Genomic DNA, 22,122 nt, shown 5'->3' with positions numbered 1-22,122 from the left:
GACGCCAGTCCATTTTATGCTTGCAATTAGTACTGAAAAATTGTATCTTTATTAGGTAATATTAATAATTATTGGTATCCAGAATACAGCCGGATGCCTTAAAAATATTTTATGAGGTGATTTATGAGTCTGATAAGCCAAATATTCGGTTCAAATGTATACAATGATACCGTAATGAGAGAACGGTTGCCTAAAGCTACATACAAGGCATTGAAAAAAACTATTGATGAAGGTCTTCCGTTAGATTTTGAAATAGCTGAAGTAGTTGCCAGTTCAATGAAGGATTGGGCAATCGAAAAAGGTGCTACCCACTATACACACTGGTTTCAGCCAATGACTGGCATTACAGCGGAAAAACATGATTCCTTCATTAATCCTACTGATGATGGAAAAGTAATATTGGAATTCTCCGGCAAAGAGTTGATTAAAGGTGAAGCAGATGGCTCATCTTTCCCTTCTGGAGGTTTAAGAGCCACTTTTGAGGCACGAGGCTACACCGCTTGGGACTGTACTTCACCTGCATTTATTAAGAACAATACGTTGTATATCCCAACAGCATTCTGCTCATATACAGGTGAAACACTTGATAAAAAAACGCCTCTCTTAAGATCTATGGAATGCCTTTCAAAAAATGCAGTAAGGCTGCTCAAGCTTTTCGGTAATGAAAATGTTACTAGGGTTACTCCAACCGTTGGCCCTGAGCAGGAATATTTCCTTATTGATAAGAAAATGTACGATAAAAGGAAAGATTTGATTTTCACAGGACGTACTCTTTTTGGCTCCAAAGCTCCAAAGGGACAGGAAATGGATGATCATTACTACGGCAGTATAAAGCCAAGAGTTTCAGCTTTTATGAAAGATCTTGACCATGAATTATGGAAGCTTGGTATTTCAGCAAAAACAGAGCATAATGAAGTTGCTCCTGCGCAGCATGAGCTTGCTCCTATTTTTACAACTGCTAATATTGCCACTGACCATAATCAGCTTGTTATGGAACTTTTGAAAACAGTTGCCCTAAGACATGGTTTGGTATGTCTGTTGCATGAAAAGCCCTTTGCAGGAGTTAACGGTTCCGGTAAACATAATAACTGGTCACTTACAACAAACGATGGTCAGAACCTTTTTGACCCGGGTAAAACCCCACATGAAAATGCACAATTCCTGATTTTCTTATGTGCCGTTATAAAAGCTGTAGACGAATATGCCGATCTTTTAAGGTTATCTGCTTCCAACCCAGGAAATGACCACAGGCTAGGTGCAAACGAAGCCCCACCTGCTATAATTTCCATTTTCCTTGGTGATGATCTTACAAAAATACTTGATCAGATTGTATCTGGAGAAGATATTGAAACAAATGGCATTGAAAAGCTCAAGGTTGGTGTTAAGACACTTCCAGCACTTAGAAAAGACACTACTGACAGAAACAGAACATCACCTTTTGCCTTTACCGGCAATAAATTTGAATTCAGAATGGTTGGTTCTTCTGCATCCATTGCATCACCTAACTTTTTCTTGAATACAATAGTTGCACACGTTCTTGAAGAGTTTGCTGACAGACTTGAAAAGGCAAAGGATTTCTCAAAAGAAGTAAACAATATTATTAAAGATGTAGTAAAAGAAAATGGAAGAGTAATATTTAATGGTAACGGCTATTCCGATGAATGGGTAAAAGAAGCTGAAAAAAGAGGCCTTCCAAACATTAAAAGTTATGTGGAAGCAATTGCTTGCCTGTTGAAGGAAAAGAATATGGCTGTTATGGAAAAGCACAATGTCTTCTCCAGAGTTGAAATGCATTCAAGATATGAAATCTCACTTGAGAAATATATCAAAACAATTAATATAGAAGCTATGACCATGCTTGAAATGGCAAAAAGACAGCTTCTTCCAGCTTGCATCAAATTTGAAACTGAAATTGCAAAATCTATAAATGAAATTAAGAACTGCGGAATTGAAGCAGATTTAAGTGCTAATACAGAATTGCTCAATGAAACAGCTTCCTTTGTTTCACAATTTAAAAAGGAAATTTCTCTATTAGAAAATAGTCTAAGCAAGGCTCAGCATTCTTTTGAAGATACTTTTGAGCAAGCTATGTTCTATAGAAATGACGTTTTTGCAAGAATGGAAGCCTTAAGAAAGGTTGCTGATGAGCTGGAGCGTATAGTAGATTCAAATATATGGCCTATACCAACCTACGCTGATATCCTATTCAATATTTAATTCAGCCAGACACTATTATGCACCCGAGGATACTAATTTTAAGATTGGTATCCCCGGGTGCATAATTTTAATAGCTTTGAAGAGGTAAAAAAACCGAAAACATACTTCCCTTTCCTGATACGGACTTTGCTTTTATATATCCGTCCTGCATTGAGATTATTTCTCTTGATAGATAAAGGCCTATTCCAACACCATCTATCCCATTGGAGTTTTTTCCTCGGTAAAAACGCTTGAATATATCATTAACTTCATTTTCATTAAACCCTACACCATTATCTTCTATATCAATTCTGATAAACAGCTCGTATTTATGTACCTGAATTTTTATTTTTCCCGATTCCTGTGTATATTTGACTGAATTGTCCAAAATATTGGTTATAGCCTCAGCCGTCCATCTTTGGTCAATCGACAACCTAGTATCTCTTTCTAAAGGAATGAACACTATTTCTATATTCTTCTTTATTGCTTTTTGGTATATCTGCTTTAAGGATGTCATCAGCATATCATTCAAACTACTTTCTTCACGATTCAACTGAATAATACCACTTTCAAGCCTGGTCATTTTTATCATGCTTTCCATCAGCCAATTGAGCTTATCTAATTGATTATCAATATTTTTCAGGTATTCCGTTCTCATTAATGGATCAATATCTTCGTCCATTATGAATGATACATATATTTTAAGATTTGCAAGGGAGGTCTTTAACTGATGAGATATGTCTGAAATCAAGGATTTTATTTCATTCTTTTCATTCCTAAGCTTTATGTTTTGTGATTTTAGTATTCTTAAAAGCTTAAGCACCTGTGATTGTAACTTTGACAATAAATCATCGTTAAGCACCGAAACTACTTCTGCTTCCCTCATGTCTATAAGTGATGCTACCATCTCGGAAAGCTGTACCAATACACTTTGCATGTATCTGTGAATCAATAATATAAGTGCTGTAATCAAGGCAGTTAACAGTACCGTAAACATAATACAGAATATCACTGCTTGATTATTTTTTGCAACCAATAGTTGGTATGTCATAAAAGCAATACAAATACAATAAATTGCTGCGATCAAAACGGCTTCTCTTTTTTTTATACCATTCATCACCTACAGGACTCCTCTCCCCAGGTATAGCCTATGCCGAAAACGGTTTTTATATATTTCGGATTTTTAGGGTCATCCTCAATTTTTTGACGAAGCCTTCTCATGTTAACACTTACAGCATTTTCATCAACAAAAGCTTCATCTGTGTCCCAAAGTCTCTGGAGAATAATATCTCTGGTAAGTACCTGCCCGCTGTTTTGAGTAAGAAGTGTCAGCAACTTGTATTCTGTCGCAGTCAGTTTAATTGATACTTCGCCTTTTGTAACCATCATTTTTTCATAGTTTATTGATATTTCACCTGAATGAAAAATGCTTTTATTTTCAGTTCTGGTCCGCCTGAGTACTGCATTAATACGCCGATTCATAACTTCAAGAGAAAATGGCTTTGCTATATAGTCGTCACAGCCGTTCACAAAGCCATTAACAATATCCTGCTCCGTGTCATTAGCAGTGATGAATATGATGGGAATATCAGATTTTTTTCGTATTTCATTACAAAGCTCAAGACCACTTCTGTCAGGAAGATTTATATCCAGCAGTATTAATTCAAAGCTGTTATTGAGAAATAAGCAAAAAGCTTCATGGTAGCAATAACCTGACAGAACCGTATGTCCATACTTTTTTAGTGCAATTGATATCCCTTCATTGAGAAGCTTATCATCTTCAACAATAAGTATTCTAGCCATATTACCTCTCCAAAAGAAAATTATGTTAATACATAATTATTTTATCCTAACCTTCAACGCTTCTCAACCTCTCCGTAACTGTATCTTTTGTAGTTGTAACGTATGCAGCTACCGGTACTAAAATACACACCGCAAAAATAATAACAACTGATAAACCTAATGGAATTGCAGGGAAGGTAAAAATGGCGTAGTCAGCCTGCTTCTTGAATAAGCTGAATATCCATATATCTATTGCAACTCCTAAAGTAACCACAAGTCCACAGGAAATAATTGCATAAGTGAGTCCCTCTAAAGCTAGCATACGTTTCATCTGTTTCGGAGTCATACCAATACTCTCTAAAACTGCAAACTCACGCCGTCTTGTGTTTACTCCAGTCACCATAACATTTACAAAATTGAGAATACCTATAAGTGCCAATATTAAGGACAGTCCACCACCTAGAATGTATAGCATTGTTTTTGAACTTCTAAATTGCTCAAGGGTCTCTAGCCTTGAATCCATTGATATTTCATTATCATTTGCTGTCATTTCCTTTAACTGTTTTAATACATCTGCTTCTTTGTCCTTTTGAGAATTAATTGTTATAGAACACAAAACAGGGTCGTTAAATAACTTTTTCATATAGTCATTGCTTATGTAAACAACAGGTGCCAGCCCAAAGCCTCCGCTAAATGCAGTTCTTTCAGGTAAAAATCCTCCCAACTTGATAGAATAATTTTTTTCATCTGCCGTAAAATCAATACGGGAACTCACCTTGAAAAGTTTTGGATTATTTGTTGAAATTAAAGCTATCTGACCTGTTTTAAAAGCTTCCAAATCAACAGGTTCTGTAAGTGTTTTATTACGGTTGCTTAGGAATTCCGTGTCAAGTCCCACCAAGTTTGACCAGAAAATCCTTGGGTTTTTCTTTATTTCCTCACTTGTTGGTATCTGTGCATTAAACCTTTTTGCGAATTCTTCAATATGTTTCTTATATAGGTCTTCGTCGTATTTGAGAGTAACTATCTTTTGATATACCTTTCTTATTTCTGTTACTCCTTCTATGCTTTCAAGTTTTGATATAAAATCATTATCAAACTTCTGCTTTATTCCTGTACCATTTTGAAAAAATGTATTATTTGTTAACGTAAAATCATTATCCATATAGCTATTTACATAATTTTCCGTATCCATACTTAGCACAAGTGTGTTTACCAACATAAATGTCGTTATTCCCATAAACAATGATAAGAGAACAATTGCTGCCCTTCGTCTGTTTCTGAAAACATTTCTGAAAGCCATTTTTTGCACCTTACCTCCCCTTGACCCTTTTCTGAGTTTTAGGGATACAGTAGCTCCGGTATATCTGACCGCTTCAATCGGTGAAATTGAAGCAGCCATTCCAGCGGGTTTTATACTGCTGATAAGTGTAGTTACAAGAGAAAAAACTGCTGCTCCTATATATATGATAGGATTAAAAGATATTTTTATACCTGTATCTATTGAAGCCCCGCTTAGTGCAAAGGGAACGGCAACAAAGGAAACTGCTGCTCCCAGAACTAGTCCGAGAGGTACTCCCAGGGCTGTCAGCCTAATTGCCTGACCCGTTACTATTCTTCTTATTTGCTTTGGAGTAGTACCAACAGTTTTTAGCAACCCGTAAAAGTGTACGTCCTTTGACACCGATATATATAAAACATTATATATTAGCAGGTAGCTGCTTAGCATTATGAATAGTATAAGTCCTGACAGTCCTATTATTGTTGACAGCCTGTCTCCATTTACAGTTTCATATAACGGAACCATCTTCCACTTCTGATTTGGTGATGCAGTGACCTCCTTGATAAGTTTTTCAAATTGTTGCTCAATATTCTTATTGCTTTTGAAATGTACAGTTGCAGTGCCTGAAATCTCAGGAGTAATTCCATTCTTATCAAGAAAAGCTTTTGATACATACATGGTTCCAATATTTCCCGAACGCAAATTAGAATATTCTGTGTAATATGCTGAAAGTTTAAAGGTTTCACTTGTGGCTCTAGGCTCAGTATCTCCAGCCTTTCTATATTTAATTGGTATATCCATGCCTATTTTAGGATCAGTTATACCCATTCTTTTAAGAATCCATTCCGGTATCATTATCTCATTATATGCCTGAGGATATTTTCCATTAATATTACTCATAGCTGGAACTCTAAGTTTTTCCCATTCCGTATTGTCAAACCAGAACAATGACAAAGACAAGTTTCCCATTTCAGGAGTTTTTACTATATCTCCCGCATGTGCCATAATACCTACATACTTTATATAATCCAATGATTTCAGCTTCTTTATCTGTACATCAGTAGGACAAGTTAAGCCCCCATGCTCTATTGTTCCCATAGTTCTTATTTTCTGTAATTTGACGGACTCTACTCCACTTATTCCTATACTAAAAATGGTTGATAGAAGTAAAGCAGTTAATGCTATGGCAGTAACAACAAATATATTTCTAATTTTGCTTGCTTTTATTGTTCTTACAGTCAATTTTTTTATTACAATCCTGTTATCGGTAGGAAACATCATTTGTCTTCACCCCCGACTATTTTACCGTCCTCAATGCGAATGATCCTATCTGCCAGCTGAGCAATTTCTTCATTATGTGTAATCATGACAATTGTCTGATGGAATCTTTTACTGGTCATTTTAAGCAAACCAACTACCTCTAGTCCAGTTTTGCTATCAAGGTTGCCTGTTGGTTCATCTGCAAGGATTATGGCAGGTTTTGCTGCCAATGCTCTTGCTATGGCTACTCTTTGCTGCTGACCTCCTGAAAGATTGTTTGGAAGGTTTGTAAGCTTACCACCAAGGCCAAGAGTTTTTATAATATCGTCTATAAATGTTTTATCAAGGCTTCCCCCATCCAGTTCTACTGGAAGAGTGATATTTTCATAAACATTCAGTATAGGGACCAGATTGTAATTTTGAAATATAAAGCCAATATTCCTTCTGCGAAAAACAGTCCTCTGCTCATCATTCAAATCAAAAACTTCCTTACCCGCTACCGTAACTTTGCCCTCTGTAGCTTTGTCAAGCCCACCTAGCATATGTAAAAGAGTTGATTTACCGCTTCCTGATGTACCGACAATGGCCACAAATTCACCTTCCATAATTTCCAAATTTATGCCATCAAGAGCTTTTACAAGATTTTCATCCTTGCCATAATATTTTCGTAATCCCTCTGTTTTCAATATAATCATAGAATCATCTCCAATTTAAAAAATTCAAGCTATACACTAATCAATCAGATAGTCTATAGCTTGAATTATAAAACACAGTTCTTACAATCTTGTGACAAAATATATAAAGTTAATTATGTATTTTTCCTTTAATAATCATGTCCCATATCAAGGGCTTTCATTTCATCAGGAATCATATAATGCTTCTTTGGAGGAAGAACCTTTTTCAAAGCAGCCTCAAAGCTTTTCTTTGAAACAATTTCGGTTTTTGCTAGCAATTTACCCAAAATTATAATATTTGCATAAGTAAGATTACCCATATCTGAGGCCATCTGTGTTGCAGGAATACCTACAAAATCAATATCTGTTCTGACGGGTTTTGCTTCTACCAAAGAACTGTCAGATATGATTAGCCCACCGCTTACTACTGATTTCTCAAACTTTTCAAGAGATGGACCATTCATTACAATCAGTACGTTAGCTGTATCCAATATTGGAGAACCCACAGGTTCATCAGAAATAACAACACTGCAGTTTGCAGTACCGCCTCTCATTTCCGGTCCATATGACGGCAACCATGAAACATTTTTTCCTTCAAGCATTCCGGCATATGCTAACAATCTTCCTGCCGATAATATACCTTGTCCTCCAAAACCTGCAATTATCAATTCAAGCTGCTTCATTTCTACACCTCCAAATCCTTTCCTTTGAAATTACCCAAAGGATAGAAGGGCAACATGTTGGTTTCAAGCCATTTCAATGCATCTACAGGATTCAATCCCCAGTTTGTAGGGCATGTTGACAAGACCTCAACTATTGAAAATCCCTTGTTTGCTTCTTGAACTTTAAAAGCCTTCTTTATAGCTTCCTTGGTATTCCTAATATTTTTAACATCATGTACAGATGTTCTTTCAACATATGCAGCACCTTCCAATTGTGAAAGCAGCTCACAAACCTTTATTGGGAATCCATGAATCTCAGGTTTTCTGCCAAATGGTGAAGTAGTTGTAACCTGATTTAATAGTGTTGTTGGAGCCATTTGACCTGATGTCATACCATATATTGCATTATTTACAAAAATAGTTGTTATTTTTTCACCTCTTGTAGCAGCGTGAATTATTTCAGCTGTTCCAATGGCAGCAAGGTCTCCGTCTCCTTGGTAAGTAAATACAAAGTTATCAGGATGAACTCTTTTTATTCCGGTTGCAACAGCCGGAGCTCTACCGTGAGCAGCCTGTACCATATCTACATGAAAATACTCATAATTATTGTATGCACATCCAACAGGTGAAACACCTATTGTAGTACCCTCTATACCTAACTCGTCAATTACTTCAGCTACTATCCTATGAATAATACCATGAGTACAACCTGGACAATAGTGAAGAGATAAGTCCTTTAAAGCATGTGGTTTTTTAAACACAGTTGCCATTTTTTCCCCTCCATCTGAATCTTATTTATTTAAGATTTCCTTTATTTTATCAAGAATTTCTTTTTGGCTTGGAACCATACCACCCATACGTCCATAGAAATGAACAGGTCGTTTTCCGTTAACAGCAAGACGAACATCCTCAACCATTTGTCCTGCACTCAGTTCTACACTTAGGAATGCCTTAGGTGTTTCCGCATACTTTTCAAATTCAGCAGTCGGGAATGGCCACAATGAGATAGGTCTTATCAGTCCTACCTTTATGCCTTCTTTCTCAGCCATTTTTATTACATTCTTAACAATTCTCGCTACAGTTCCGTATGCAGTTACAATTATGTCTGCATTTTCACAGTTATATGATTCAACTCTTGTTTCATTCTCTTCAATCTTCTTATATTTAGCCTGAAGCTTCAGATTATGATTTTCAAGGACTTCTGGTTGGATATATATGGAGGTAATATCATTACTTTCCCTCTCCATTTTTGTTCCTGTACAAGCCCACTTTTTATCATCCTGATAAATTTCTTCCTTATCCTTGAATTCAACTGCTTCCATCATCTGACCAAGCATACCGTCTCCCAAGATTATGGTAAGTATTCTGTACTTGTCAGATATATTGAAAGCTTCTACCGTCAACTCATAAAGTTCTTGAACACTTGATGGAGCAAGAACTACATTTTTGTAGTCTCCGTGTCCTCCGCCCTTAACAGACTGAAAATAATCACACTGTGCAGGAAGTATACCGCCAAGACCGGGGCCACAGCGCACAATATTTACCATTACCGCAGGCAGCTCTGCTCCAGCTATGTATGAAATACCCTCCTGCTTCAAGCTCACTCCAGGACTTGAAGATGATGTCAGAACACGTGCTCCTGCTGCCGCTGCACCATAAACCATATTAATTGCTGCAACCTCGCTCTCAGCCTGAACAAATGTACCGTTTATTTTTGGCATTGCTTTTGCCATGTAATGTGCTACTTCAGTCTGGGGTGTGATAGGATATCCAAAATAATGCCTGCAACCGGCTCTTAAGGCAGCTTCTGCTATTACCTCATTACCCTTCATTAATAATTTTTCTGCCATATTAACCTCCATGAGCCACAAAACGGCTCCAAAATTTTTATTATTCCAAGAAAATTCTTCGGCTACCGAAAAACATTCTTGCCTTAGCTACATTTCAAATAAGGCAAGTGATATGTGTTCACCGCCTATAATCTAAACATTTCCCATCGTATGTTTGGTAGGGAACATTATTATATTTTTATTCTTCCTTTATACTTCTTACTTCTCTACCTCAATAACGCAATCTGGACAAATTGTAGCACAGAATGCACATCCGATACATTTATCCATTTCTTCGACTCCTGCAGGATGAAAACCTTTCTGATTTAATTTATCAGATTTCATTATGACAATTTTTTTAGGACAAACTGTAACGCATAGTTTACAGCCTTTGCATCTTTCCTCGTGGAATATAACTTTTGCCATTATCAAGACCTCACTTTATTTTATTAACTTTATTTACTTTTGATTTTTAGTAATTTAGCGAACTAAAACTATTGTTTTATTATAAAACTCTTTGTATCTATTTGCAAGTTATGCAAATAAAAACTTCAATTATTACACTGTTAACCAATATCCATTTTCGGTAAATTGACAAGCTCTTTTTTCAGCGTTGTCAACTATGCTTTTATCATAACCAAGTATTTTTAATAATTTTATTGCATTACGGGTAGTTGATTTACCAGGATATATTTTATAGTCAAACTTTATATTATCATCCTCAAAGAATTCCTGAAAGTGATAATTGTCAACTTTATCTGCCAATATTTGAGTTAGCTCTATATCGTGGGAAGCACAAAGACATATACAATTATTGCCTGCAATATAGTTCAGTATTTCAGAGGATGCTGCAATTCTTTCAATAGTATTTGTACCTCTCAGCACTTCATCTATGACACAGAGGCATGGAACTTGGTCGTTGAGGCCCTTCAGAATACGTTTAAGAGATTTTATTTCAACAATATAGTAGCTCTCATTCATTTCAAGATTGTCACTCAGAGCCATAGAACTGTAAATATTAAAGTAGCTGGAATAATATGCCTTTGCAAGACATGTGTAAATAGTCTGAGCAAAAACTGCATTTATTGCTATCGATTTAAGAAATGTTGATTTTCCGCTTGCATTTGACCCTGTTATCAATGCCCCTCCTGCTACGGAGAAGGAATTTGTAACAGGGTTTTTTATCAGGGGATGATACATATCTGTAAATTCTATCTTTTTGCTATTTATATTCCCTTTTACCAGTACAGGCGTTACATAGTAATCAAGGCTATCCCTGTAGGATGCCACTGATATCAGACTATCAAGAAGTCCAACATTCTTAAATACAGCCTCGATTTCCTGACTGTGTTTTGTTACAATTTTAAATATACTGTGAAACGCAACTGGTTCACCAAGAAGAAATATTTTTATAAGCTCAAATAAATAGTTCTCACTTGTATAGAACAAAAAATAAAAGGCATTAAGGCTGACTCCCTTTACTTTAGCACTACATTTTCTCAATTCAATTAAATATGTATCCAGTTCTTTTATATTGAGCTTTGATATTTTTCGTGAAATTCCCAGCATGTTCACAATATATCCGAGAGATTGCAAGTGACCGATAATCTGATCCCTTGCCTTGAAATAAACTGTTACATTAACAGCAAGTGATATCATAAAAACAGCTATTGCTCCGGGATAAAATATTGTGGCAACCATTGATGCTATAAAGAATAATGACAAAATCTTATAGTATATTCCCTTTATGCCACCACCGCTTCTTTTACCGTTCATGTATTCTGATATACTTAAAAACCTGAGTTTTCCCAAATCTGATAAGATTAACTGAATCTTTTCACGTTCAAATGGGTTTTTTCTAAAGTACTCTATCAGCCTGTCCCTCTCAGTCAACTCATTCTGATCATAGACTAATTCCCTCAGCATGTTGTATAGATATTCTTCCCCTACATCCGTTCGGGTTATGTTCACCCTGGCAAAAATCCTATTCATATCTAAATCATTCCAAGTTATGTCATCTATAAAAAAGTTCTTTCCTTGATCTTTATGGTTATCAAAATAATTTCTAACGGAGTTGTATATATCCTCTGAATACTTTGTAGCAGGAGTTTTGCCCCATTGGGCTCGAATTTGACTCCTGTTTTTATTTGTACGGGATATTTTCCCAATTACACTTATAATTATACATCCCACAACTATAGCAAGAATTATATAAAAAAATGTCATAACGTCCTAACCTCTATTCCACGGAAGATGTATCTGTTTCCTCATGGATAATATTTCGGTTTTACCAATATCACTTTTTTGTATTCTATTTACAACCTCTTCCATACCTGCTGTTATTGCTATGGGAATCCCTAATTTAGACGAAACTTGTGATAAAATGCGATTTCCTTCAATAATAATTTCGGGAGTAGTTTCCTCCAATAGATTACTATTATTTATCAATTTTGTAACCTTCATACTTGCCCCTTCTTCAATAATAGCAATCATCTCTGCAATTTTTTCAGGTGAATCAGTCATTATCCTTTTTGTATTTACTACAAAATACATTTCGTAGTCATCGCTGACTATTTCTTCCTTAAACCTTGATACTGCTTTAGCACCAAGGTCGTCCCCGCCAACATCCAAAACCACTTTTGCATTTTTGTCTTCAAACAATGAGTATATTTCTGGCGGTATGGCAGGTATATCAACGTTAGTGTTTGCATACATAGGAAGAACTACTTTAATATTTTGTTCTTCCAGTGCATCTTTTGCATCTGCTGTTCTGAAGTAGGGGTTTATTATATCAAAATCTACTATAGCTGTTCTATGCCCGGCTTCTGCCATTTTCATGGCATAATTGACGGCAACCTCTGTTTTTCCGCTTCCAAAATGACCGGTAAATATGTTGATACGTCTATCAAACATTTGTAAAATCTCCTCTTAATTAATTACTACTTGTATCTTTTTTATATCCAATCAAATCTTTTATTACTTCTCCTCCAATAATTAAGCCCATAACAGAAGGAACAAATGAAAGGCTTCCCGGTATCTGATGCTTAACTGTACACTTTCTGGCTGTTCCTTTAGGACATATACAACCTGCACTACAGCTGGAAGTCTCGGTTTCAACAGGTTTTATAGGTTCTTCTGTAGAGTATACTACCTTTAGTTTTTTTATTCCCCTGTTTCTAAGTTCCTTTCTTACTACCTTTGCCAGAGGGTCAACTGTAGTCTTAAATATGTCCGAAACCTGAAACCGGGTGGGGTCAGTCTTATTGCCTGCTCCCATTGCACTAATTATTGGTATCCCCAATTGATTAGCCCTTACTACCAAATCAATTTTTGCAGTTACTGTGTCAATTGCATCTACAATATAGTCAAAGCTGCTATCTAGTATCTCATCAGCTACATCAGGCATATAAAACTTCTGAATGATAGTAACATCACATTTTGGGTTTATTTCAAGAACTCTGTCTCGCATAACTTCAACCTTTGGCCTACCTACTGTTTTTCTGGTAGCATGAAGCTGTCTGTTTAAGTTGGTAAGACATACACAGTCGTCATCTATAAGTACAAGATGACCTACCCCTGTTCTGGTAAGTGCCTCTACCGTAAATGAACCTACTCCTCCAACACCAAATACTGCTACCTTGCTGTTTTTTAATTTTTCTAGTCCTTCTACTCCAATAATTAATTCACTTCTGGAAAACTCGTGCAACATATTATTGTCATATCCTCCGTAATCCGCACCTGCGGTAAAATTTTAAATTATATCAGCTTTGTCTTATGCTTTCAGTTGCATTACATACTTCTATAAGCCTTTTTGCAGACATTATTGCTCTTTTTATTGCCTCTTCATCATTTTGAGCAGGTCTGGTAGCACACACACCCTGATGTCCGCAATTGTCGTCAATATATCCGTCACCTACTATTATCATTCCATTAACAAGCATCATATCATGCATGGCTTTTATTGTTGTTTCTTCGCCTCCATACTGAGAAGCTCCCACTGCCATACACAATCCTACTTTATTATATAAACCTTTGTTTGCCCTAACCTTCCTTGTTTTATCAAACATGGCCTTTAGCTGTGCGGAAACACTTCCAAAGTAAACAGGACTGGCAATAACTACCCCATCTGCATTTCTTAATATTTCAAAAGCTTCTTCAAGCTTTGTACCCTTATAGCAATTTCCAGTACATGGATTTGAACATACTGTACAGAAGCCGCATTTTTGCTCCTGCATTATCTTTCCCACATTCAGAAGAATTGTTTTGGCGCCTCTTGCTTCACATTCCTCCAGAACCTTTTTAACCAGGAAACTTGTGTTTCCATCCACGTTGGGACTTCCATTCAAACCTACTATATACATACTCATCACTCCAAACTAAAATAACATTACTAAAAGAATACACTAAATGGATTATTAAAACAAGACGAGAAAGAACATCAAATAAAAGACGGTAAGCATCTTGATATGCCTACCGCCTTAAATCAAATCAATAATCTACTTAACTTTTACTTTATTATCTACCACATTATAATATACATTTTGCTCATGAATTTTACGAGAACCATCCTTTATTTCTGAAATTTGCTTTAGTAAGCAATTCTCAGAATTTACCCATTTTATAAAATCGTACTTGTAAATGTACAAGCCGCTGTCCTGACCAATGGTTTTGCCGTTTATATCCTTGTCTCCATTGAAAATAATCTTATTATCTTCACACCGTATTATTACTACCTTATTTTTAGAACTTTGGTTTTTTTGACTTTCTAAATCACTCTGGTATGCCAAAGCATTATATTTACCATCAGGTGATAAGTAAAAATCACTAAAATCGCCTATGTCATAAAATAACTTATATGCCTTTGATGTCTTTAGGTCATAAGTGTATAGCCAGGTTTGGGTAAGGCGGTTATCTTCCTTTCCCTTAACATAAAAGTATAAATTTTCCACCTTATCATTTACCAATATTTTATCTATTTGATAACCTTTCTTAAATTTTTCTCTGAATCTTAAAAGATTTCTAATTTCAGGTACTTTTGAAGTGTCTATTGTTTTATTTATTTTCTTTCCATCTATTTTATATGAAATATCTATAGTAACCTCACCATTCATATTTTCAATGAGGCTGGCTTGTAAATCTAGTTTTTGAGGGTTATTTACAATTTTTATATCCTTTTTACCGTTGATTTTACTTTTATATGCAAGAACACCCTTATTGAAATTTTCCTCCGTTAAAGAATCCATTTTAGGTGCATTATTGTTATTTGAGGGCTTGCTGAATAAAATTGCACCTGCTATCAATAGCGAAAGCAATACAACATATGAAATTGAAAAAAATAGCTTTTTGTTCTTCATATACTGCCTCCTCTTTGAATACCATATTGATGATATTTTATACAAAAAAGTTTCTTGTATACCTTTTTGACAAAAAAACCCCGCTTTTTATTATATTAAGCGAGGTTGGTAATGTTACATATTTTATTTTCTAAATAAACTTATAGCCTAAATAGCCGTTTAGCATTTTCACTAAGAATAGTTTTTTTCTGCCTATCAGATAATTTTAATTTCATAAACCTTTTTACGTCATGCACTGAGCTTCCCCATGGAAAATCAGAGCCAAAAAGTATTTTATCTTCTCCTGCTTCATTTATAATATCAACCACTTCACTGTCATCCAACCAACTAGGTTCATTGACACGGGCTATTTCAGGATAACCGGTTATAACTATGGATGTGTCGAAGTACACATTCTCATATTGCTTTGACACTTTTAAAACACATTCCTTGTCTCCATCCGCCATGTGAGCAAGAATTATTGGTATATCCGGATATTTTTCTATTATAGGAACTATGGACTCAAAATCTGAGAATCCATTCAGTCTTGCATTTGAAACCCTACCACAATGTATAAGGATAGTAAACTTGGTTTCGCTGCACTTTTTATAAAGTTCGTCCATTCTGGAATCATTGATATCAAACCCTTGGGCCATTGGATGCAACTTTATGCCTTTTGCTCCAAGCTCAACATACTTTTCAAAATTTTCAGCCAGCCTCCCCTCCATATCAGGGTGAAAATTTACCAGTGGTACAAGTCGCCCTTCTGAGGAATTAGCTGTGGCTATAGTCCACAAATTATTAGAGTCTAAAATTTTGGGTGGTGCAAAATTGGCCATTACCGTACGGTCTATCCCAACCTCGTTCATATTTTCTAATACATTGGGTATTGTTCCGTTACCTGGATTTTTAAACTCTATATTATATAGCTTATTAAATGATGCCATAATTTTAGCTGCTATGTCATCATTAGCAAATGTATGAACATGACAGTCAATTATTTCAAAATTATTATTCATTTTTGTATATCTCCATTTTTATTTGTATTTAATATAACTCATGTCCCCTGTAAAATCAACAATCAAACTCCATAATATTACATTTGAATTATCTTACATTTTTTGTATATATATTTGCTTTGGGAGAATAATAGTTTATGGATTAATAATTTTAAGGAGGACTGCAAATGAAAGCATCAGTAGATCAGGACGGTTGCATAAGCTGTGAATTATGTACTTCTATATGCCCTGCAGTATTTAGTATGAACGAGGACAATAAAGCCCAAGCTATTGAAGATGATATACCGGAAGAAAACCTTCAGGAAGCCGAGGATGCTAGAGATGCCTGCCCGGTAAGTGTTATTGATCTGGAGTAATAGACATGATAAAAGACATCCCGTAATGGAAGTATTAAAGGGATGTCTTTTCATATTTATTTTTAATTTGGTTATACTCTTCCTGGTATAACTCTTCCATTTGCTTGTATTCAGATTTTAGTTGTTCATATTTGCTCGATAACTCTATAATTGACTGTTCTTTTGCAGTATTCTCATCTTCCAGTTTTTTAAGTTTTTGAGTAAGTTCTTCCATGGAATCTGAATCTGACTTAAGCTTTTGAATTTGTAAGTTAAGTTCTTCTATTTTCTGTTTGTACTCTTTATCCATTAACTCAGTTTTAGCTTGCTGATTATTTGTAATATTTTCCAACTTATCTAAAGTTTTAAAATAGTCATCTGCAATATTAATTGCAGCCAGTACTGAAATCATCCCAGAACTTAATGCACTATTAACTTCAGAAAATTCTCTCATTTTTTTATCAACGTATAAAGCAAGTTTGTGGATATATTCTTCAGATTCTGAACCTAAAACTGTATACTTGCTTCCATATATGTAAACTTCAGTTTTATTCCTGTTTGCCATTACTCGTCTCCCCAATACAATAGAAAAAATATAAGTTACCATAATAAAATAAATAAACACTTGGATTTAATATTACATGATTCGCATATTAAACTCAATACCAAATTTATAATTCTGCGCTATTTGGAACGGCCTGCTCAACGAAATAATCAACCATTTCATCAATGCTTTGTGCTACCCTTTCTTCCCGAACATCTCCCCGCTCATTTATAACCCTATGATAGCCATTTGCTCGTACTTCATATGAAATAGTAGGGTCACCATATTCAAAGGTAGAAAATCCGATATTCTCTTGCTTAGAAAACGGAATTTGCTCAATAACCTTTCGTGCCTTTTCTGCAATTTCTTCTATCAAATTATCTCTCATAATTTTCATCTCCACAAAAAAGAATAAGCATTACTGCATATTATATCAAGTTTGTCTCATATCTAGCAAAACTTCTTTTGCAACCTTTCTCGCAGTAAGACTATAGTGAATCTCTAAAATATTATACTGCTGCAAAGCAAAGTCATCTCAAGGATGTAGCTATATGTAATTTAATATCATACCTTAAAAGGGCAATAGCATGTGCTTTTTTGCTGACATGATATGGTAAACAGAGTAAAATTAAATGTGAAGTAGTTTTGAAGTAAACGTTATATCTACTCAAGCGTACATGTAGAATTTAAAACCCGACTTGTGGACTGAAAAAAAAACAGCGTATAAGTAAAAATGCCAACCCCTGAAGGTCAGCATTTCTGGTATATATTATGAGTAAGTCTATAAGCCGGGTTCTGTATTAGGTATAACCTTATTTATTTCAGTATAAATATACGCACTTTTATCCCTATAACCCTATATATAAGATGAATCGTGTATGTTTATACATCATTTATACATTTTTCTTGCCCCTATGTGCAATGCTTGTGCAACGATATCATCACTACTATTTTTTTGCGGGGGAGTGCCCCAAGCTTTGTGTTTTTTGAACTCATATAAGTTATCACGCTTGACATAATACTGTGGCAAAGAAGCTATTCGCAGTGGTTAGAGTCAAAATTAAGTATTGCATAGTATATATATATATATATATGGAATATTTTAGATGATACCAATATCACCTTTTATGCTATACATAACCAATCTATATTATGTATACCCATAAATACAAGTAGCTAAGATAGGAAAGACACCTATAATATGGAAAGTAGCTTACTGGCCGTTCCATATTATGGAGCTGCGCTCCGCGCTTCAGGAAGTGATTAATCTGGTGGATAATTACGATTATTCAAACAGAGAGCCTGTGCTTGTTAAATGGATTAAAATCGGCTCTGGGCGGCCAAAGGCGGGTGCTATGAATCAAATCTGGGATTGAATTCTGAGTTGAACTATTTCTCTCTATATATAAAACCAGTGGTACGTCACCAAGATGCGCCGCCGGAAATGTTAAAATGGAAATTGTTATTTCGCGCCTTTGGGGAATAAGGTGGGATGAAGAAAATGTCTATTATATGCCGCCGAAGGCTAATGTATGTAAAATTACGTTGCGCCCCTTCGGTATTCTTGTAACGGAATTTACAAAAGCATTAACCTTCATTGGTATACCAAAAATTAATTATCTGAAACCATCTCTCTTTTCGTTTTTCCACTTTTCAGCTTTGTTTGTTTATACCAATCACCATTATCATTCTCAACTTTTGCATAGGGCCTATCAAGTTTGTCCTTATCCACTTTCATATTTTGAATATTGGGTAACGCACTTCCTCCACTAGGGATAAGACTATTGGATTTTTTAGACATTGTCTCACCTCCAATTATATAAATTTTCTTCGTTACGCCTCATCTTTCAAAGCCGCAATGAAAACAGGTTTTTATTCAATTATTATAGCAGAATCTGCTCTAAAACACAATCTCAAGTCTAATATATAAGAATATATATATTCGCTCATCAGACCTTCCTTGTTTAGTTTCGTTTATAAAATGTACGTGGGGAATTTAACAGCATTGCTTCTATTGAATCTTCCTCCATAATTTCCATTTTCAAAGATTCCAATAGACTTTCATTAGGCTCAATATGCCTTCAAGACGCATTATCCCTAGCTTTTCGCTTGACTTTTCAGGTCTAACCATAAACGCAAGTGTATCCTCATATAGAATGAATGCTCTGACAGTTCTAAATCCATCTGAACCGCTTAATTCAAACACTTTCATACTCTCCTTTAAGGTTTTTAAGGAATTAATAATTTCATCATAATATTACATACGTAACAAGAAATACATATGAGGGTTTAATGGATTCAGAAAAGATACGCTTTAAACATTTTCCAGTTTTTGCACTAGAAAGGAGCGGTTATACCGCCCCTTTAATTGTGAACATCTTTTCAATTGTTTGTGCTGCTTTCTTTTTATTTTCTTCGAACACATGTCCATATATTCCTGATGTAACTGAAGTATCCCTATGTCCTGCACGTTCTGCAACAACCTCAATTGGAACATTTTGCATTAGCATAAAGGATATACTTGTATGCCTCACCTCATGCAGTGTAATATATGGAAGCTCATACCTTTTCAAGAACCTTTTAAACCATAAACTAATGTTGTTTGGATTAATCAAATCACCATTAACTGCAGTAAACACTTTACCAGTCTGAACCCACTTGTCCCCCAGTATTTCCTTGTATTGCTCCTGTTCTACTTTATATTCCTTAAGAATCTCTATGACAGCTTCCGGTAAGAACATTGATTTACATGTATCGCCATTTTTTAAATAAGGTCTTGAAAATTTTCCTGCACTCTTTGTATATTGTAGTGTTTTTTCCATTATCATATACGTAGTATCAAAATTGATATCTATCCAATCCAATCCACATACTTCGCTACGTCTACCTGCACTTGCTAATGCTAAATATACATATGCTTTATGCATATGATACAAGTACCTCCTTTCTTCCATCAGCTCTCTTTTTTCTTGTTCTGATTTCCCTCTATGATTAGGGTTCCTTTTCTTAAGGCTTATCTCAAGTGTTTTTCCTTCTAGATCCAAGCATTCAAGTAACCTGTCTATCTGTTCTTCCTCATAGAACTTAGCTTTATGTTTCTTTATTGAGGGTTTATCCACTTTATCACATACGTTTTCTGACATCATTTCCCATCGTACTGCATCATCAAACAATGAATGCAGAATTATGTAATACCCCTGAATTGTTTTATCACTGTATGGATTCTGATTGTTAATATCAAGTCTTGCACCTGGTTTTCTTAGTGACGCTATAAAGTGCATAATATCCAACGGTCTTATGTCCACTAATGGCCACACTCCAAAAGCAGGAATCAATTTATGTTTAAGCATACCTTCATATCTTTCAATAGTCTTAGGTGACATTTGCTGATATCTATCACTTTTTCTCCATTCATTTATAAGGTCGTTAAAGCTGTATTTCTTCGAGATTGATTTCTTTTTACCATGCTTAAATTCATATTCCAGTTCTACTGCCTTTTTCTCAGCTTCTTTCATAGATTTTGCCTCAATAGTCCAACTTGCTCTATTAGGTTTTCCATCATGACGCCTTCCATTACTCGCTACAATTCTAAATTTACCGTTACCATAATCTTTTATTGTCGCCATATCATCACATCTCCTTTTAACTTTTTGGGTGGTTGAGGTTATCGGAAAAGTACTTGTTCGTCAAGTTGAATTACACTCGAATCCAAGATTTTTTTTCTTGTGCTTTAATCCAAGTCTCCAATCCTTCCCTCGTAAATTTAATCATGTTACCTACCCTATGAGATGGAATCCTTTGTTGACGTGCCAGTTCTTTAATAGTGTACTCACTACACCCAATCAGTTCAGCCGCTTCCTTTGGCGATAAATTAAGTTTATTAATTGCTATTTGCGGTACAGAGCTGTTACTCATAAAAAGTCCTCCTTTTTAATTTTTACAACTCCGATTACTTGTCTGCTTACATATAAGTGGTTAGTTCATCAAATAATTTATTTTAGTGACTTCTAATTCTTATGATTCCAAAGCAGCGTTAAAGAACGTACTAAATAAAAAAAAGAACCCTTATACGTCTTAATGCATAAGGATTCCAAAATGTTACTGCCTGTATTTTCATTAGCTTTTTTTTATCATCTAAGTATTACTTATTTTTCGTATTACCAATTCACCTGGTCTCTCATTATAAATTTCTACTTTCTCACCAACTGAAAACCCGAGATCATGCAACCACTTCCCTAATATTTTTATGTTGGGCACCACTGAATTGCTTGGATAATAAGAATATGTAACTGTTAATACTCGACTTTTTGACACAACACACGTCCTCCCTTTTCATAATGCTTATTTGCATTTTTGTTTCTTTACAAATATTAGCTTTGGGAGTTTAACGCTGAATTCTAGAAAATTCAATAGCTTTGTCAAAAGAAATAATTACTTTCATATATATACAGATATATACAAAATTAAACCTTATTGGTCATATAAATTTAAACTAGTTTAAAATTGTATGAAATTCTAATATGAATCACCAAACTGGTAATATAGTTTGCTACGATAAAAAAAATATAACTAGCCCAGTTATTGTAACTGCATTTATATAAATATTTCCTATTTTGAAATAATAATTAATGCCTGAATAAACCTTTGAGAATTTCCATTCCACTTTTTTGGAAGTATCTATCTCTAAATATGATAAGTTGTTTTGAAATGTCAACCACATATTTTCTCATATTGTTATTTTTAATTCTTTCCAATCTCCAATTATTTCTATTTTCTCTCTATATCTTTATATATTTTTTTCTGGAAACGCATGCATTGACCCCTTTTTCACTTATTAAAAACTATACTTCATAATTTTCTATAATTTGGGTCATTTTTTATTCAATTTCAATTGTCCAAAAACAATTTAAAAAACTACAAATCCTGAATAATTTTGAGTTTTCCCATGATTTCACAAGATGATCTATTTTTGATACATAAAAATTTATTTCATGCTAATAACGAAATTCAGAATAACGAACAGGTCTATATTGATTTTTGTTAATTTAACTAGCATCAAACCTGTCCAAATCTTTTTGCTATTTTATTCTTAAAACATTCTAATCTCTTACATTTTCGTGTCCATCATTTTATTACGCTTAACAAAATACATTTTACTGCCTGATTCAGTGATTTCCATTACTTTTAATCAGTTCAATAAAAATTC

Annotated in this window: 24 protein-coding genes; 3 read left to right on the top strand and 21 right to left on the bottom strand. The window is 34.8% G+C overall.

Annotation, left to right across the window (positions count from 1 at the left end; genetic code table 11):
• The first annotated feature begins 123 nt into the window (after window positions 1-123).
• On the top strand, window positions 124-2,217 hold the full coding sequence (locus tag K412_RS0116230; protein WP_024834071.1) for a glutamine synthetase III family protein: 2,094 nt from the start codon (window positions 124-126) through the stop codon (window positions 2,215-2,217).
• 67 nt (window positions 2,218-2,284) lie between these two features.
• Here K412_RS0116230 and K412_RS0116225 read toward each other — a convergent pair whose 3' ends face one another.
• The 14 genes from K412_RS0116225 to K412_RS0116160 all read right to left on the bottom strand — a co-directional run bounded on the left by K412_RS0116225 (window position 2,285) and on the right by K412_RS0116160 (window position 16,037).
• Window positions 2,285-3,313: a sensor histidine kinase gene (locus tag K412_RS0116225; protein WP_024834070.1), complete on the bottom strand. Its 1,029-nt coding sequence runs from the start codon at window positions 3,311-3,313 to the stop codon at window positions 2,285-2,287.
• Complete coding sequence (locus tag K412_RS0116220; RefSeq protein ID WP_024834069.1) at window positions 3,313-3,999, bottom strand: response regulator transcription factor; 687 nt, start codon at window positions 3,997-3,999, stop codon at window positions 3,313-3,315. Before K412_RS0116220 ends, K412_RS0116225 begins: the two co-directional genes overlap by 1 nt.
• A gap of 46 nt (window positions 4,000-4,045) precedes the next feature.
• Window positions 4,046-6,541: an ABC transporter permease gene (locus tag K412_RS0116215; protein ID WP_024834068.1), complete on the bottom strand. Its 2,496-nt coding sequence runs from the start codon at window positions 6,539-6,541 to the stop codon at window positions 4,046-4,048.
• Window positions 6,538-7,215 (bottom strand): ABC transporter ATP-binding protein, encoded by a 678-nt coding sequence (locus K412_RS0116210; protein WP_024834067.1) that lies wholly within the window; start codon window positions 7,213-7,215, stop codon window positions 6,538-6,540. Before K412_RS0116210 ends, K412_RS0116215 begins: the two co-directional genes overlap by 4 nt.
• Before the next feature lie 128 nt (window positions 7,216-7,343).
• Window positions 7,344-7,877 carry a 2-oxoacid:acceptor oxidoreductase family protein gene (locus K412_RS0116205; protein ID WP_024834066.1) on the bottom strand — a complete coding sequence of 178 codons (534 nt, stop codon included), beginning with the start codon at window positions 7,875-7,877 and terminating at the stop codon, window positions 7,344-7,346.
• A gap of 2 nt (window positions 7,878-7,879) precedes the next feature.
• Window positions 7,880-8,626 (bottom strand): thiamine pyrophosphate-dependent enzyme, encoded by a 747-nt coding sequence (locus K412_RS0116200; protein ID WP_024834065.1) that lies wholly within the window; start codon window positions 8,624-8,626, stop codon window positions 7,880-7,882.
• 21 nt (window positions 8,627-8,647) lie between these two features.
• The gene (locus K412_RS0116195) at window positions 8,648-9,706 is read right to left on the bottom strand and encodes a 3-methyl-2-oxobutanoate dehydrogenase subunit VorB (RefSeq protein WP_024834064.1); all 1,059 of its coding nucleotides are present in this window, start codon (window positions 9,704-9,706) and stop codon (window positions 8,648-8,650) included.
• Window positions 9,707-9,904: 198 nt separating this feature from the next.
• Window positions 9,905-10,111 (bottom strand): 4Fe-4S dicluster domain-containing protein, encoded by a 207-nt coding sequence (locus K412_RS0116190; RefSeq protein WP_004621910.1) that lies wholly within the window; start codon window positions 10,109-10,111, stop codon window positions 9,905-9,907.
• A gap of 132 nt (window positions 10,112-10,243) precedes the next feature.
• Window positions 10,244-11,911 (bottom strand): MutS-related protein, encoded by a 1,668-nt coding sequence (locus K412_RS0116185; protein WP_024834063.1) that lies wholly within the window; start codon window positions 11,909-11,911, stop codon window positions 10,244-10,246.
• A 6-nt stretch (window positions 11,912-11,917) separates the two neighbouring features.
• Window positions 11,918-12,598, bottom strand: coding sequence for an ATP synthase (locus tag K412_RS0116180; protein ID WP_024834062.1), 681 nt, complete (start codon window positions 12,596-12,598; stop codon window positions 11,918-11,920).
• Window positions 12,599-12,617: 19 nt separating this feature from the next.
• Entirely contained in the window at window positions 12,618-13,394 is a 777-nt protein-coding gene (locus K412_RS0116175) for a tRNA threonylcarbamoyladenosine dehydratase (RefSeq protein ID WP_024834061.1), read from the bottom strand.
• Between the two features lie 52 nt (window positions 13,395-13,446).
• Window positions 13,447-14,046, bottom strand: a complete 600-nt coding sequence (locus K412_RS0116170) for a flavodoxin family protein (RefSeq protein ID WP_024834060.1) — start codon at window positions 14,044-14,046, stop codon at window positions 13,447-13,449.
• A gap of 135 nt (window positions 14,047-14,181) precedes the next feature.
• Entirely contained in the window at window positions 14,182-15,039 is an 858-nt protein-coding gene (locus tag K412_RS0116165) for a hypothetical protein (protein ID WP_024834059.1), read from the bottom strand.
• Window positions 15,040-15,179: 140 nt separating this feature from the next.
• Entirely contained in the window at window positions 15,180-16,037 is an 858-nt protein-coding gene (locus tag K412_RS0116160; protein ID WP_024834058.1) for an amidohydrolase family protein, read from the bottom strand.
• Window positions 16,038-16,204: 167 nt separating this feature from the next.
• Between K412_RS0116160 and K412_RS0116155 the strand changes: the two genes are divergently transcribed.
• On the top strand, window positions 16,205-16,393 hold the full coding sequence (locus tag K412_RS0116155) for a ferredoxin (protein ID WP_024834057.1): 189 nt from the start codon (window positions 16,205-16,207) through the stop codon (window positions 16,391-16,393).
• A gap of 34 nt (window positions 16,394-16,427) precedes the next feature.
• Here K412_RS0116155 and K412_RS0116150 read toward each other — a convergent pair whose 3' ends face one another.
• Together K412_RS0116150 and K412_RS0116145 are read right to left on the bottom strand one after the other, a co-directional pair.
• Complete coding sequence (locus K412_RS0116150) at window positions 16,428-16,937, bottom strand: cell division protein ZapA (protein WP_024834056.1); 510 nt, start codon at window positions 16,935-16,937, stop codon at window positions 16,428-16,430.
• 106 nt (window positions 16,938-17,043) lie between these two features.
• Window positions 17,044-17,304 carry a hypothetical protein gene (locus tag K412_RS0116145; protein ID WP_024834055.1) on the bottom strand — a complete coding sequence of 87 codons (261 nt, stop codon included), beginning with the start codon at window positions 17,302-17,304 and terminating at the stop codon, window positions 17,044-17,046.
• Between the two features lie 844 nt (window positions 17,305-18,148).
• Between K412_RS0116145 and K412_RS22365 the strand changes: the two genes are divergently transcribed.
• Window positions 18,149-18,292, top strand: coding sequence for a hypothetical protein (locus tag K412_RS22365; RefSeq protein ID WP_157833839.1), 144 nt, complete (start codon window positions 18,149-18,151; stop codon window positions 18,290-18,292).
• Between the two features lie 236 nt (window positions 18,293-18,528).
• Here the strand turns inward: K412_RS22365 and K412_RS0116135 are convergent, their stop codons facing one another.
• From K412_RS0116135 to K412_RS0116115, 5 genes are all read right to left on the bottom strand, one after another.
• Window positions 18,529-18,717, bottom strand: coding sequence for a hypothetical protein (locus K412_RS0116135; protein ID WP_024834054.1), 189 nt, complete (start codon window positions 18,715-18,717; stop codon window positions 18,529-18,531).
• A 240-nt stretch (window positions 18,718-18,957) separates the two neighbouring features.
• Entirely contained in the window at window positions 18,958-19,122 is a 165-nt protein-coding gene (locus K412_RS22360; RefSeq protein ID WP_157833838.1) for a hypothetical protein, read from the bottom strand.
• Window positions 19,123-19,267: 145 nt separating this feature from the next.
• A complete protein-coding gene (locus K412_RS0116125) occupies window positions 19,268-20,542 on the bottom strand; it encodes a tyrosine-type recombinase/integrase (protein WP_024834053.1) in 1,275 nt (424 codons plus the stop codon).
• Window positions 20,543-20,612: 70 nt separating this feature from the next.
• Window positions 20,613-20,831, bottom strand: coding sequence for a helix-turn-helix domain-containing protein (locus tag K412_RS0116120; protein WP_024834052.1), 219 nt, complete (start codon window positions 20,829-20,831; stop codon window positions 20,613-20,615).
• Between the two features lie 219 nt (window positions 20,832-21,050).
• On the bottom strand, window positions 21,051-21,230 hold the full coding sequence (locus tag K412_RS0116115) for a SymE family type I addiction module toxin (RefSeq protein WP_024834051.1): 180 nt from the start codon (window positions 21,228-21,230) through the stop codon (window positions 21,051-21,053).
• Window positions 21,231-22,122: the final 892 nt, after the last annotated feature.

It is taken from the genome of Ruminiclostridium josui JCM 17888 (assembly GCF_000526495.1).
Lineage (GTDB): Bacteria > Bacillota > Clostridia > Acetivibrionales > DSM-1351 > Ruminiclostridium > Ruminiclostridium josui.
The sequence above is the reverse complement of the archived record's forward strand: the minus strand, read 5'-3'. Positions and strand labels throughout refer to the sequence as shown.

Coding starts and splice junctions, on each gene's coding strand:
- K412_RS0116165 (WP_024834059.1), bottom strand. CDS start 15,039: ATGAAGAACAAAAAGCTATTTTTTTCAATTTCATATGTTGTATTGCTT.
- K412_RS0116120 (WP_024834052.1), bottom strand. CDS start 20,831: ATGAGTAACAGCTCTGTACCGCAAATAGCAATTAATAAACTTAATTTA.
- K412_RS0116150 (WP_024834056.1), bottom strand. CDS start 16,937: ATGGCAAACAGGAATAAAACTGAAGTTTACATATATGGAAGCAAGTAT.
- K412_RS0116155 (WP_024834057.1), top strand. CDS start 16,205: ATGAAAGCATCAGTAGATCAGGACGGTTGCATAAGCTGTGAATTATGT.
- K412_RS0116220 (WP_024834069.1), bottom strand. CDS start 3,999: ATGGCTAGAATACTTATTGTTGAAGATGATAAGCTTCTCAATGAAGGG.
- K412_RS0116135 (WP_024834054.1), bottom strand. CDS start 18,717: ATGTCTAAAAAATCCAATAGTCTTATCCCTAGTGGAGGAAGTGCGTTA.
- K412_RS0116200 (WP_024834065.1), bottom strand. CDS start 8,626: ATGGCAACTGTGTTTAAAAAACCACATGCTTTAAAGGACTTATCTCTT.
- K412_RS0116215 (WP_024834068.1), bottom strand. CDS start 6,541: ATGATGTTTCCTACCGATAACAGGATTGTAATAAAAAAATTGACTGTA.
- K412_RS0116195 (WP_024834064.1), bottom strand. CDS start 9,706: ATGGCAGAAAAATTATTAATGAAGGGTAATGAGGTAATAGCAGAAGCT.
- K412_RS0116125 (WP_024834053.1), bottom strand. CDS start 20,542: ATGGCGACAATAAAAGATTATGGTAACGGTAAATTTAGAATTGTAGCG.
- K412_RS0116210 (WP_024834067.1), bottom strand. CDS start 7,215: ATGATTATATTGAAAACAGAGGGATTACGAAAATATTATGGCAAGGAT.
- K412_RS0116190 (WP_004621910.1), bottom strand. CDS start 10,111: ATGGCAAAAGTTATATTCCACGAGGAAAGATGCAAAGGCTGTAAACTA.
- K412_RS0116160 (WP_024834058.1), bottom strand. CDS start 16,037: ATGAATAATAATTTTGAAATAATTGACTGTCATGTTCATACATTTGCT.
- K412_RS0116170 (WP_024834060.1), bottom strand. CDS start 14,046: ATGTATATAGTAGGTTTGAATGGAAGTCCCAACGTGGATGGAAACACA.
- K412_RS0116225 (WP_024834070.1), bottom strand. CDS start 3,313: ATGAATGGTATAAAAAAAAGAGAAGCCGTTTTGATCGCAGCAATTTAT.
- K412_RS0116185 (WP_024834063.1), bottom strand. CDS start 11,911: ATGACATTTTTTTATATAATTCTTGCTATAGTTGTGGGATGTATAATT.
- K412_RS0116145 (WP_024834055.1), bottom strand. CDS start 17,304: ATGAGAGATAATTTGATAGAAGAAATTGCAGAAAAGGCACGAAAGGTT.
- K412_RS22365 (WP_157833839.1), top strand. CDS start 18,149: ATGGAGCTGCGCTCCGCGCTTCAGGAAGTGATTAATCTGGTGGATAAT.
- K412_RS0116180 (WP_024834062.1), bottom strand. CDS start 12,598: ATGTTTGATAGACGTATCAACATATTTACCGGTCATTTTGGAAGCGGA.
- K412_RS0116175 (WP_024834061.1), bottom strand. CDS start 13,394: ATGTTGCACGAGTTTTCCAGAAGTGAATTAATTATTGGAGTAGAAGGA.
- K412_RS0116230 (WP_024834071.1), top strand. CDS start 124: ATGAGTCTGATAAGCCAAATATTCGGTTCAAATGTATACAATGATACC.
- K412_RS0116205 (WP_024834066.1), bottom strand. CDS start 7,877: ATGAAGCAGCTTGAATTGATAATTGCAGGTTTTGGAGGACAAGGTATA.